Raw genomic sequence first — 12,893 nt, 5'->3', positions numbered from 1 at the left:
ATCTTCTCTCATCTTAGTTGAAACTTAATTCCCCTTTTAGTTGCATTATACTAAAAGGGCTAAATTTATTGAATTGTTTATGGAAAAATAAAAAAAGCCACCTCCCCATAACTCATTTCGATTATGTTATGGGGAGGTGGTTTGTCGTGGAAATTCCCAAACAGCAGTCCCATATCTTTACCCTTAAATTATAAAAAAGCTAATCTATAGTCTTTAACATACTGTTTAAAAGAAGTCGGTTCCCTTTTTAATAGTTGTTGAGTGACAGGAGTCACTTTGTTCGCATTCCCCAATTTTGTAATAAAATATAACATTACCATTACATTCACATATTCTTTAGGTTTACCACGACGAACCATTACAGAACGAAAATGCCATAGAGATGGTTTACTATAAGTAATCTTTTTACCAAGAACAGTAGTCATAATTTCTGCAATTTGATAATAAGTTAAGGCTTCTTTTCCAGTGAGATCGTATTTCTGTTGTAGATGCTTGAATGTATTTAGCAAGCAATTGGCCGCTACTTCTCCTATATCACGCGTATCAATAAAACTAGTTTTGGCTTTGCCTGCAGGAATAAATAAATCCCCGTTTTTTTGAATATCCTCTCGATGTGTGGTATTAAGATTCTGCATAAAAAAACTTGGTCTTAAAAAGGTATAAGGAAGCTGTAACCGTTCAATTTCTTTTTCAATTTTATGATGCGGTGTAAACGGATTTTTTTCTACTCCTAACAAAGAAACAAACACGACATGCTCAATAGCTTTTGTTGTTAAATACGTAAGAAACGGGAAAATTTCTTCTTTTGGATGAGATAATTGTGGTGGACGAACAAAGAAAACCTTTTTCACGCCTTCCATTGCTTTAGCATAAGTGCTTTGATCTAAAAAATTAAAAATCACTGGTTTAACGTTATCGTTACCAGCCCAAGGATTTATTTCTTTTTTTTGAGAGATAGCTGCATGTACTTTAACATCATTTCTAGCCAATATACCTACCACTGAAGCGCCAATGTTTCCTGAAGCACCAATAACCAAAATGGTTTCCAAATTAGTCACTCCTTTTGTTTGCTTGTTCTAATAATACATAAAATTTCCTTTTTTCTTCTTCCGTATAAATAGATAAATAGTCTTGTGTAATTTGCTCACTGATCTTTTCAAGTTGAGGAATAATCCTATAAGCTTTAGGTGTTAACTGAAGGAAAAAGGAGCGCTTATCTCGAGAATGCTTCACCCTTATTACCAATTCTTTTTCTTCTAAACGGCGAATCATACCTGAAATGGTTGGTTTATCAAATCCAAGATGTGTAGACAAAAAAATACTGGTACAATTTTCCCTTTGTGTATTTTCTTCAAAATATTGTAGTTGTTTTAAAATAGCCCATTGACCACTTGTAACCTCATAATTACTCAAGGCTTGATTTAACATATAACGCAACTGTTTTGCAGCATTCATTAATAAATAACCAAAATCAAGGACTTCTAGTTTTTGTTCCTTCACAGACTTACCTCCCTATATAGTTAGTATACTAATTATATAAAATAAAAACAATAGGAGGTTGTCCTAATCTCGAAATTAAAAATCTCAAGGGAAATTAAAAAATCACCTTGAGATTTTTGACTGTCAAGAAGCCCCGACAACTATCTATCTTATTACCTTAATTTATTAAGCAACTGTGAATTTTGTGCAGCAGTACCACGATAATTATTTATGCCGTGGTTAGCTGCTAGTTTTTTACGGTTGCTAAAGCTTGAATCTACATCAATGCTTTTCTAATGAAATAGTTTTCATATCACCTTACGCTTGTTTGACTTACCGGTATCGTTTTTGCCCAGAATGAATTAAATCACTAGAAATTTTTGAGTTGTTTAACTGTCTTACCGTGATCTTTTGCAATTTTCCAAAGAGTATTACCTTTTTTCACGGTATAGGTTCCTTTGCCTTTACTTGGTTTGGAACCCCCTTTTTTTATGCTTTAGATCTAAGTAATCAGCTATAGCCCGTACAGCTTTTTTCAGCACTTCTTTATTACGTAACTGCTTATTATCAATAGTTGAACTCATATAACCTCCCTCTGTCAGAATGGTGTCCATCTTAGATTCACGTAACACATGAAAATTAGCCTTTTTCAGACATACACTTATTTAAGTAATTCATTCAGGCGCTGAAGCTCTAGCAAGTAAAGTGCATTATTCGATCTTCCAATTGAAACATCTCCGTTATCGTCTACTACAAACTGGTTATTGATATATAAACCATTAAGGGATTTGATATACTGAAGCAGAAGCATTTCTTAATTTAGAAGACGATGAAGAGAATGAAGATGATTCTACTTTTAAATTTGTCGCAAAAGAATATTTGAAGTGGTATAAGAAGAGAAGAAAAGAATCATCTTACAACAAAATGAAAAGTATTGCAGACAATCAGTTAATACCTAAGTTTGGTAAAAAGCGGCGATGTTACAAGGTATCAGGACGAATTATTGGACAAGTACTCCCCGGCTCATTCAAAGAAGATTCATTCAGTTATGTCTCCATTTTCAATTATTCAATTAGGATGGAATACGCAAAAGATAATCCAGCACGCGTTGCTGGAAATATAGATATAGAAGAAGATAAACACGTTAATTATTGAACGTTAGAAGAATTTAAAAAGTTTATTAGCGTTGTAGATGACGAGAATGTATTATGCTCTATTTATGACTTTATACTATAGTGGTATGCGGAAAGGTGAGCTGTTAGCATTAACGTAGGAGATATTGACTTTAAAATAACACGTGTAATATAGACAAAACATCTTACAATCGAGTTATAACAAAACCTAAAAAACAATCATCAATACGTAAGATTATAATGCCAAACCACGTTATGACATTATTATCAAGTCTCTAATTCAAAAATGTCTTATGTAGTGTTCGGGGAATTCCATAAACATATTTCAACTACTACACTTGACCGCAAATATGAGGAATATATAAAAGCGTCCGGAGTTAAAAAATACATTTGCATGACTTTAGGCACTCGCATGCTAGTTATTTAATAAACCAAAATACAATAGTGTCTGTAATTGCTCAAAGACTTGGTCATGGAAATGTTTCAACGACATTAAACACCTATAGCCATCTTTACCCGTCAACTGAAAAAGAAGCCGTTTCGAAAATGGAAGACGACTTCAAACCCGCTAAAGTATATCAATTTAAGTGAAAGTGTTACCAGTAATTTTAAATCCTTGTCACACCAATGATTGTATGTATTTGGTGGAGACGGTGGGAGTCGAACCCACGTCCAGAGATATTGCCACTCAGGCTTCTACACGCTTAGCCGGTATATTCGTTTTCGCTTACTCTGCAGCCTACCGACAGGCTTTCAAGCAGCTAGCCTGATTCAATTCTGCCATCATCCTCAGGCGGTGAATGACGGTATAGCCCGCTTACGTTTGAGACCCTTCAATCTGCTACACGGGCGATAGCAGGAAGGATCGCTTAGCAATGCTTACGCAGCTGCTAAAGCAGTGTTATTGTTTGTTTTGCCAGTTATATTTAGGCATAACGTTTTACGAGTCGTAACCTCGACGTGCAACCTGAGCTCAATCTATCCCTGTCGAATCCGTAACGTCCCCGTAAAAGAGTAACGCTCGGAAGATTGAGCATCTATTTAATTACTGTTCAGTTTTTATTGTAACATTTCCAGTAAAATAGTCAAGTCCATCAATGTTCTGGGCGACTTCGTATTTGTTAACGCATATGTTCTTTAATCGCCCGATCGACATCCCGTTTCATTTGTTTCCGTTTTAAATCTTCACGCTTATCATATTTCTTTTTCCCTTTTCCTAAGCCCAAAAGCACTTTTGCATAGCCGTTTTTAATATAGATTTTTAAAGGGATTAAAGAATAGCCTTTTTGCTGAGTTAATCCAATTAATTTATCAATTTCTTTTCGATGAAGTAATAATTTGCGCGTCCGTGTAGGATCGTGATTAAACCTGTTCCCTTGTTCATACTCGGCAATATGCAAATTAATTAACTTGACTTCACCACGATCAATTCGGGCATGTGCATCTTTAATACTGACTTTCCCCGCACGGATTGATTTAATTTCCGTTCCTTGTAAGACAATCCCTGCCTCATACGTATCCTCGATAAAGTAATCATGAGAAGCTTTTCTATTTTGTGCAATAACCTTTCCTTGTCCTTTTGGCATCAGTACTTCCTCCTACTGCTTACATGAACTTTATTCTACCAAATATTCAGCTGTATTCCAATTAGAAAAACTTAGCTTATTGCTAAGTCTTTAGTGAAAGCTGTAGTTTTTCTTATACGATAAAGCCTAAAATTTTATTCTTTCCTATAGTAGAACAAAAGCGAAAGCGCTCGGCTATTGGCAAACAGCTGAATAAAGGAAACATCCCCTGCAACAGAAGTATGCCGACGCCTGAGCGGCAAGCCCACTTTTAGTCAGCTTTTTCCTTTAATTTGAGCCGATGACTGACTTATCGTAGGAAGAAAGCGAAGTTTGCCAGTAGCTTGAACGCTTAAGCTGGATGGAGCTACTTTTCAAAAAAAGATTTCGACAATTATTATTTTCTAGACAAATCATGACCACCCGTGCTGAAATGCACCTCCTATTATTAGGTTTGTGTCTAACAATTGGGTTGCATTTCATAGCAGGTGGTTTACTGTTTCGCACACTCTCGCGAGTTAACGGACTCAAAGTCATAAAATAAAAATTTGGGACAAATCAAGGAAATCTCTCGTCATGATAGAAGATTTTTATTTAATATTAGCATCAACACGTTACGTCAGTAGTTTTCCACCAATTCTTATAAGCCGTGATATTTTAAAAACCACCTAAAAATCCGCTGTCACATAAAGTACAGCGGATAGGATTACTTCCTTTCTCGTTTTGCCTTCATTACTCGTTTATTTTCTGAATGCTCGTCATAAACGATAGCAAAGTCAACCGTTCGCTCGTCAATATTAACGCCAACCACCTTAACTTGTACTTCTTGTCCAATACGATACATTTTAGCTGTTCGTTCGCCAATCATGGCTTGGCTCCGCTGATCATAATGATAATAATCATCTGTTAAATAGCTAACATGTATCAACCCTTCAATCGTATTTTCTAATTCAACGAATAAACCAAAATTCGTTATCGAACTAATGACACCTGTATATTCTTCGCCAATTTTATCCTGCATAAATTCAGCTTTTTTCAGGTCATCTGTTTCTCTTTCTGCATCCACTGCTCTTCGCTCAGCGATAGATGACTGCTTTGCAATTTCAGGCAATTCACTCTTCCACTTTTTCAATGTTTGTTGATCCATCTTTTGATCAATTAAATACGTACGAATCAATCGATGCACTGTTAAATCCGGATATCGGCGAATAGGTGAGGTAAAATGCGTATAATATGGTGTTGCTAAACCAAAATGACCGATGCTTTGCGGGTCATATTTCGCCTGTTGCATAGACCGAAGCATTAACTTGGAAACAATCATCTCTTCCGGTTTTCCCTTGACTTCTTCCAACACCTTTTGTAAAGCTTGTGGATGAATTTCATTACTTGTCCCTTTTATCACATATCCAAGACCGGCTAAGAACTCAAAAAAGGTTTGCAGCTTATCTGGATCCGGGTCTTCATGAATACGATGTATGAACGGAACATCCATCCAATGGAAATGTTCAGCAACTGTTTCATTGGCCGCCAACATAAATTCCTCAATCAGTCGCTCCGCAACAGATCGTTCACGTAACACTACATCTATTGGTTTTCCAGCTTCATCCACTAACACTTTTGCTTCCTTAAAATCAAAGTCAATTGCTCCGCGATTCATTCGTTTACGTCGTAAAATAGCTGCTAGCTCTTCCATACTTTCAAAAAGTGGAACGAGTTCCTTATACTGCTCACGCAATACTTCATCTTTATGGACGAGGATTTGATTGACATCGTAATACGTCATGCGTGCATTCGTACGGATAACGCTTTGAAAAATATCATGATCGACGACATTTCCATAAGCATCAATTTCCATTTCACATCCTAATGTCAACCGGTCAACCTGGGGGTTTAAGGAACAAATTCCATTCGATAAGCGATGTGGAATCATCGGGATCACACGGTCAACCAAATAAACACTTGTCCCCCTTTCCAACGCTTCTTGGTCAATGGGGCTGCCTTTATCTACATAATAGCTTACATCAGCAATATAAACTCCGAGTAAATAGTTTCCATTATCTAATTTCTTCACAGAAACCGCATCATCCAAGTCCTTCGCATCAGCTCCATCGATCGTTACAATCGTTTCGTTCCTTAAATCTCGTCTATCTTTGATCTCATCTTCAGAAATAGTATCAGGCGTATTTGCTGCCTGATCTAACACCTCTTGAGGAAAATCCATTTTTATTCCATGTTTATAAATAATGGACATAATATCAATACCTGGATCGTTTTTATGTCCAAGTATATGAATAATCTCACCTTCAGCACTTTTTCTGCCTTCCGGATATTTAGTAATATGAGCAATGACCTTATGACCGCTCACTGCCCCATTTGTCATGTCTTTAGGAATAAATATATCGTTTGGAATGCGTTTATCATCCGCAATAACAAATCCAAAGGAACGATTATCTTCAAATGTACCAACAACCTGAAGGGTAGCTCGTTCTAAAATACGGATTACTGTCCCTTCTGAGCGAATACCATCTTGATCTCTTTTTTCAATTCGAACAAGAACTTTATCACCATTCATCGCCGAACCTAGGTCAGAATGATGAATATAAACATCATCCCGAGTATCATCATCCGGAATTAAAAAAGCGAACCCTTTTGCATGCATTTGAATTCTGCCGCGAATCAAATTCATTTTTTCCGGCAAGCCAAAACGATTCTTACGAGTACGAACAAGCTCTCCTTCTTCTTCTAATATATTTAAAGCTTTAATGAGCTCTTTAAATTCGTCAGCCGTTTCAATTTGCAGAGCTTCTTCAATTTCATTTACAGTTAATGGTTTTGTTCCATTTTCTTTAAAGTAGTTTTGGATTCTCTCTTTCATTCTCTTTTCACCTTCTTTCTAGTATTGTTATCCTTTTATGGTAAATATAATCATTGTTCCCAGTTTAGTGTTTCCAGAAACTGATAAATATCTTCAAATACTTGGTCTTTTTCTTTATCCATCGTAATAACGTGGCCAGATTCTTCATACCAATGAATGGTTTTATGTTCTGCTTCTACATTCTCATAGATATAATTTGCACTATCCGGATTAATCATTTGGTCTTTTCTAGCTTGAACGACCATTGTAGGAGTGTAAATCGTGTCGACATTATTTTTTACTTCTTCAATCAGTTTAGCTAGCTGCTCGAATAATGTAGTGGAATTTTCCATTAATACTTCCACTTCTTCTTTAATTACTTGTGCTTCTTTACGTTCTAACTGCTTATATTCTCTTGCAAATGCTTGGAATCCCTTTGTAAGCTGAGTTTCATTGTCAAAGAACATTGGTGCACACATAGGAATAACTGCTTTCGTTTGCTCCGTGTAAGCAAGTTTTAACCCAAGCACACCACCTAAAGAAAGTCCGGACACGGCTATTTCTTTATAGCCTAATTGTTTTAAATGGTTATATGCTTGTAATACATCCTCCCACCACTGGTCTGGATTTGATTTTAAAATTTCTTCTGGCGGTAACCCATGTCCGCGATAAATTGGGGCATGGCTCGTATACCCACGCTTTTCAAGATATCTCCCCAACATGCGGACATCAGCGGAATGACCAGTAAAGCCATGTAATAATAATACCGCACGTGGACCTGCTTCAAACGTAAATGGTTGAGGTTGTTTTACTTTCATTATTCTCTAACTCCTTCTGCTTCTAAACTAGTTTACCCTTTTTCATTGTAATTGAATCTTTCCCTATATAACAAACCTTTCGTTTTGGAAGATTTACATGAAACTATTGTTTTATTCAAGCAATACAGCCCATCGTCTATCGAGACTCACCAATTATAAAAACCCTTACCACTTTGAAGCGATAAGGGTTTGTATCTATTGTAAAACATATGCGCTTAGAAAAGCTAGTACAAAAAATATAACCGCTGTGACAATTGTTCCGCGATGTAACACAAGGTCAATGCCCCTTGCTTTTTGCTTGCCAAATAATTGCTCTGCTCCTCCGGAAATTGCACCGGATAGACCTTCACTTTTACCTGACTGCAATAAAATCAGTATAATCATGATAATTCCATCAATAACTAATAATACATTTACAATTCCTAGCATATTTACGTGATACCCCCTGTAACATATAACCAGCTGAACCTCTGTACGAATCGTATGCTACCAGGAGCATACATGGATTTACATACATGTAATTTCATATATGTATTTATTTATAACTGTAGCATAAATCCTGTAATCATAGCAAGTCTTTTTAAGTAGACGAAGTGTAAATTTATATTTAAGATAGAATATAAAGAAGGAGGTTGGGATAAAATGAAAAAACAAACGTTTTGGTACCGCACCCCGGATAATCTCGATATTCATGTAAAGAAATGGGAGCTTCCGTCAGTAAAAGCGAAAGCTGTAATCCAAATTGCTCACGGCATGATGGAACATATAGAAAGGTATGATAACTTTGCAACATACTTAACCTCTCATGGTTTTATTGTTTACGGTAACGACCATCAGGGACATGGGGAAACCGGCAAACGCCAAGGAATGCTTGGTTATTTTGCTGATCAAAATGGTTTTTTTAGAGCTGTTGATGACTTTCTAAATATATCTAAACAAATAAAAAAGAAACATCCTGAATTACCTCTATATCTTTTTGGCCATAGTATGGGATCATTTATTGTTCGTTCTTATATTCAAACGCATAGTAACTTAATAGCAGGTGCCGTCCTTTCTGGGACAGGATATTTCCCTCTACTAAAAACAATCGTTGGTCGAGAAATTGCCTCTTTCCTTCCTCCTAAAGAAAAATCTCCATTCATGAATAAGTTAGTATTTGGTTCCTTTAATCGTAAGGTTAAGAAACCAAATACCGGGTTTGATTGGCTCAGCAACTCGCGTGCAACGGTTGATGATTATATGCAAGATCCTTATACCGGCTTTGTTCCGACAGGCAAATTTTTTTATGATCTGTTAGATGGTATTATCTCTATCCAGTCAAAAGAAAAAAATAAACGAATCCGTCAAGATCTCCCGTTACTGCTTATTAGTGGAGAGCAAGATCCTGTTGGAGATTATGCAAAAGGAATTTGGAAAACGGCTGATTTATACAAGCAAGCAGGATTAATACAGATTACAACCATGTTATTTTCCGATGGTCGTCATGAATTAATTAATGATTCCAATAATCAGGAAGTCTATAATGCAATGGTTCACTGGATTAATACGGAAACTATATAAAGGAATAAGACGACCATAAAAATGAATAAATGTCTTTCAATAACTATTCGTTTTTATCTTATATAACGGTTAAATTATGGATTTAATTAACTTTTATTGAAATTTTAAACAAAGTCAGTATAAATTTTCTTCTTTTTTCGACAAACTTTTTTAAATTTAGCTTGTAATTGCTTGTACCATGATGCACAAGCAGTTAAAATAGAAATGGTGATTGATATGAAGAAAGGTTGGAATATGAATATGGCTAACATTCAAGGAATCGCAGCATCTTCAGGGATAGCTATTGCAAAAGCATATCGGCTGGAGACCCCAGATTTATCATTTGAAAAAGCTTCTACAGATAATCCTCTATTTGAAATAGAGCGCTTGGAAAAAGCACTTGAAGTTTCAAAACAGGAACTGGAGAAAATTAAAGCACATACGAAAGAGAATATTGGAGATGAACATGCAGAGATTTTTTCTGCCCATTTATTAGTTCTTAGTGATCCTGAATTAATTAATCCAATGAAAGATAAAATCGAATCAGAAAAAGTCATTGCAGAAGCTGCTTTAGATGAAGTTGCAACAATGTTTATTGATATGTTTAAAAACATGGATAACGAATATATGCGTGAGCGTGCTGCTGACATTCATGATGTAACTACAAGAGTCAAAGCCCACTTATTAGGAGTTTCCATTCCGGATCCTGCTTTAATTGACGAAGAAGTTATTGTTATTGCCAATGATTTAACACCGTCAGACACTGCCCAGTTAAACCGTGAGTTTGTTAAAGGCTTTGCAACTGATATTGGTGGTCGTACTTCTCACTCTGCTATTATGGCTCGTTCCCTTGAAATCCCTGCAGTAGTTGGAACAAAAGAGATTACCACCACCGTTAACAAAGACGAAATGATCATTGTTGATGGAAATGAAGGATTAGTTATTGTTAACCCGACACAAGATGAAATAGCTTTATATCATAAAAAACAAGAGGAATTTGCTAAACAAAAGCAAGAATGGGCAAAATTAAAAAATGAACCAACAATAACTGCCGACGGAGACCAAGTAGAGTTAGCTGCTAATATCGGTACACCAGATGATGTTATTGGGGTATTAGATAATGGTGGAGAAGCTATTGGATTATACCGAACCGAATTCTTATATATGGGTAAAAGCCAACTGCCAACAGAAGAAGAGCAATTTACAGCATATAAGTCTGTTTTAGAGCAAATGCAAGATAAACCAGTTGTCGTTCGAACACTTGACGTTGGCGGCGATAAGGAGTTAAATTATCTGGATTTGCCAAAAGAACTAAATCCATTTCTTGGTTTCCGCGCTATTCGCTTTTGCTTAGAAAACGAACATGTATTTCGACCACAGCTACGCGCGTTGCTCCGCGCTAGCGTATACGGAAATTTAAAAATCATGTTTCCAATGATCGCTACACTGGAAGAATTCAGAAGTGCAAAAGCAATTCTATTGGATGAAAAAGAAGCACTTAAAAAAGAAGGCTTTGAAGTATCAGATGAAATTGAAATCGGTATTATGGTTGAAATCCCATCAACTGCAGTTATTGCCAAGCAGTTTGCCAAAGAAGTCGATTTCTTCAGTATCGGTACCAATGATTTAATCCAATACACCATGGCAGCAGACCGGATGAATGAACAAGTTTCTTACTTATATCAACCATATCATCCTGCTATTCTTAACTTGATCAATAACGTTATTGAATCGGCACATAGTGAAGGAAAATGGGTTGGTATGTGTGGTGAAATGGCCGGTGACCCGATTGCCATTCCAATTTTACTTGGACTCGGCCTAGATGAATTCAGTATGAGTGCAACTTCAATTCTGCCTGCACGTACACAAATCCGCAAACTGGATAAGGCGAACTTAGCTTCCTATAAAGAAAAAATTCTTTCCATGGGAACTGCTGAAGAAGTGGTACAATTTATTAAGGAAAAAACAGAATAAGCCTTTAATACCGCAGTGCTAGCTAGTTGCTCTGCGGTATTTTTTTGAAGTTGCTTTTAGATGTGATATCTAAACAAAATACGTTTTATTATCCAGCTATTTCATTTAGTCATCACCGACATAAAATCATAATAAAAGGTAGCGTAATCCAATTCAAAAGCAATTTCATGAACTTCTCCGCCAACCACTGAATCTCCTTGGGTATCACTTTTCAAATCGACATATGGACGAATATCAGCAATGCTCTGGCCTCTTGCTATTCCTGCAACATCCTGAACAATATAGACAGGATGACTTTGATATGTCAACATACCTGGATGAATCACTGCCATCAGTGTCAGTACATCATGTAAAGGGGATCCTTGGATAGATGGATTTCGCTTCTTGTAAAAATCATAATAATAATCTAGCAATATTTTAATGAGAGGTACTTTACCTACTTGATCAATATAGTTTACCATCTTTGGGGTAGCAATCGCTTGATTTGTTGCATTTAAAGGAATAATCTTAACATTTTTTGCGTTTGCTAAAACCACTTGGGCTGCGGCAGGGTCACCATAAAAATTTGCTTCCGAAACTGCTGTAATATTACCAGGAATCCAGAATGCTCCTCCCATAATGTAATACGCTTTTACAGTGTTCATTAATGATTCATACAAGATAAATAAACTGGCTAAAGAAGTTAATCTGCCAATATTAACAATAATTAAATCTTCTTCTTTATATTTTTTAATAATCTCGACAACTTCAAAAAAATTATCACTTATTCCATCATGCAGCATCTTAGGAGGAATGATCGGACCCAATCCATATTCCCCATGGATTTCCGGTACATATTTTGGATCTTCACCAGTCATTGGAATATGAGCTCCGGCAATCACTTTAATCTTCTTTACTTCCTCTGAAGGAAAGAGACTTTTTACATAATGAATATTAATCAGTGCATTCTGCCTTGAAATATTGCCATAGTCTGCTACAATTCCTACAATATCAATAGCAGCATTAAAATATGCATAAATAAGTGCAACCGTATCATCAATACCAACATCGCCAAACAATAACACTTTTTTCGTCATCTTCCCCCACCCTTAGCCATTACTTATATACGTTTAATAAAATAAACCTTCAATCAGTGGGGATATTCTTTTAATTCCACTGATTGTTAGTACCGTACCGCAAGGGTATGACCTAAAGGCCTCTGAACAGAATCGGGCATTTGACTTGTAGTTGGATTTTCCAACTTATCCTCTTAGGATTCACCTCGTAGCATTCAAGTGATGGTCTTACTCCAGTTACATACGGGATAAAGTGAAACTTCATTCCGTGGAATGCTTTTTACACGGAATGTTAGTTAAACGAATCGGGCATTTAGGTGCCGTTCTCTCCCACTTAGACTCTTTTTAACCAACTCAGGCTCTTGAAGTGGGAGGCTTACGGCACCTTACATGCGGGATAAACTTCATATAACTAGAGTTTATTCTCGCTAACATACAGTAGTCCCCACTTGTCCCTTTCAACTAACAATTAATCT

The 12,893-nt window shown here is 36.3% G+C and carries 12 protein-coding genes, 1 other RNA gene and 1 pseudogene; 4 read left to right on the top strand and 10 right to left on the bottom strand.

The annotated features are described in order from the left end of the window. Window positions 1-188: 188 nt before the first annotated feature. The 4 genes and pseudogenes from BN1066_RS14005 to BN1066_RS13990 all read right to left on the bottom strand — a co-directional run bounded on the left by BN1066_RS14005 (window position 189) and on the right by BN1066_RS13990 (window position 2,132). A complete protein-coding gene (locus tag BN1066_RS14005) occupies window positions 189-1,037 on the bottom strand; it encodes an NmrA family NAD(P)-binding protein (RefSeq protein WP_245799793.1) in 849 nt (282 codons plus the stop codon). A 13-nt stretch (window positions 1,038-1,050) separates the two neighbouring features. Beyond that, a complete protein-coding gene (locus BN1066_RS14000) occupies window positions 1,051-1,500 on the bottom strand; it encodes a MarR family winged helix-turn-helix transcriptional regulator (RefSeq protein WP_077320079.1) in 450 nt (149 codons plus the stop codon). Between the two features lie 152 nt (window positions 1,501-1,652). Next, window positions 1,653-1,760 (bottom strand): annotated as a pseudogene (locus tag BN1066_RS20890) (N-acetylmuramoyl-L-alanine amidase); the annotation flags it as partial. 183 nt (window positions 1,761-1,943) lie between these two features. Next, window positions 1,944-2,132, bottom strand: a complete 189-nt coding sequence (locus BN1066_RS13990; protein ID WP_281250293.1) for an N-acetylmuramoyl-L-alanine amidase — start codon at window positions 2,130-2,132, stop codon at window positions 1,944-1,946. Window positions 2,133-2,358: 226 nt separating this feature from the next. Here BN1066_RS13990 and BN1066_RS21305 point away from each other — a divergent pair, with 226 nt between their 5' ends. Continuing rightward, entirely contained in the window at window positions 2,359-2,634 is a 276-nt protein-coding gene (locus BN1066_RS21305; RefSeq protein ID WP_245799792.1) for an N-terminal phage integrase SAM-like domain-containing protein, read from the top strand. A 422-nt stretch (window positions 2,635-3,056) separates the two neighbouring features. Continuing rightward, window positions 3,057-3,203 carry a hypothetical protein gene (locus tag BN1066_RS20875; RefSeq protein ID WP_245799846.1) on the top strand — a complete coding sequence of 49 codons (147 nt, stop codon included), beginning with the start codon at window positions 3,057-3,059 and terminating at the stop codon, window positions 3,201-3,203. Between the two features lie 51 nt (window positions 3,204-3,254). Here BN1066_RS20875 and ssrA read toward each other — a convergent pair. The 5 genes from ssrA to secG all read right to left on the bottom strand — a co-directional run bounded on the left by ssrA (window position 3,255) and on the right by secG (window position 8,278). Beyond that, window positions 3,255-3,618: a transfer-messenger RNA gene (ssrA, locus tag BN1066_RS13980) on the bottom strand. A 115-nt stretch (window positions 3,619-3,733) separates the two neighbouring features. Next, a complete protein-coding gene (smpB, locus tag BN1066_RS13975; RefSeq protein WP_077320077.1) occupies window positions 3,734-4,198 on the bottom strand; it encodes an SsrA-binding protein SmpB in 465 nt (154 codons plus the stop codon). A gap of 685 nt (window positions 4,199-4,883) precedes the next feature. Next, window positions 4,884-7,052 carry a ribonuclease R gene (gene rnr / locus BN1066_RS13970; protein WP_077320076.1) on the bottom strand — a complete coding sequence of 723 codons (2,169 nt, stop codon included), beginning with the start codon at window positions 7,050-7,052 and terminating at the stop codon, window positions 4,884-4,886. Between the two features lie 50 nt (window positions 7,053-7,102). Then, window positions 7,103-7,849: an alpha/beta hydrolase gene (locus tag BN1066_RS13965; protein ID WP_077320075.1), complete on the bottom strand. Its 747-nt coding sequence runs from the start codon at window positions 7,847-7,849 to the stop codon at window positions 7,103-7,105. Between the two features lie 195 nt (window positions 7,850-8,044). After that, window positions 8,045-8,278, bottom strand: a complete 234-nt coding sequence (gene secG / locus BN1066_RS13960; protein ID WP_077320074.1) for a preprotein translocase subunit SecG — start codon at window positions 8,276-8,278, stop codon at window positions 8,045-8,047. A gap of 213 nt (window positions 8,279-8,491) precedes the next feature. Between secG and BN1066_RS13955 the strand changes: the two genes are divergently transcribed. Then, the gene (locus BN1066_RS13955) at window positions 8,492-9,409 is read left to right on the top strand and encodes an alpha/beta hydrolase (RefSeq protein WP_077320073.1); all 918 of its coding nucleotides are present in this window, start codon (window positions 8,492-8,494) and stop codon (window positions 9,407-9,409) included. 240 nt (window positions 9,410-9,649) lie between these two features. Beyond that, window positions 9,650-11,362, top strand: coding sequence for a phosphoenolpyruvate--protein phosphotransferase (gene ptsP, locus BN1066_RS13950; protein WP_077321485.1), 1,713 nt, complete (start codon window positions 9,650-9,652; stop codon window positions 11,360-11,362). 101 nt (window positions 11,363-11,463) lie between these two features. Here the strand turns inward: ptsP and BN1066_RS13945 are convergent, their stop codons facing one another. Further along, window positions 11,464-12,438, bottom strand: coding sequence for a nucleoside hydrolase (locus BN1066_RS13945; RefSeq protein ID WP_077320072.1), 975 nt, complete (start codon window positions 12,436-12,438; stop codon window positions 11,464-11,466). Between the last annotated feature and the right edge of the window lie 455 nt (window positions 12,439-12,893).

The organism is Virgibacillus proomii, from assembly GCF_900162615.1.
Lineage (GTDB): Bacteria > Bacillota > Bacilli > Bacillales > Amphibacillaceae > Virgibacillus > Virgibacillus proomii.
The sequence above is the reverse complement of the archived record's forward strand: the minus strand, read 5'-3'. Positions and strand labels throughout refer to the sequence as shown.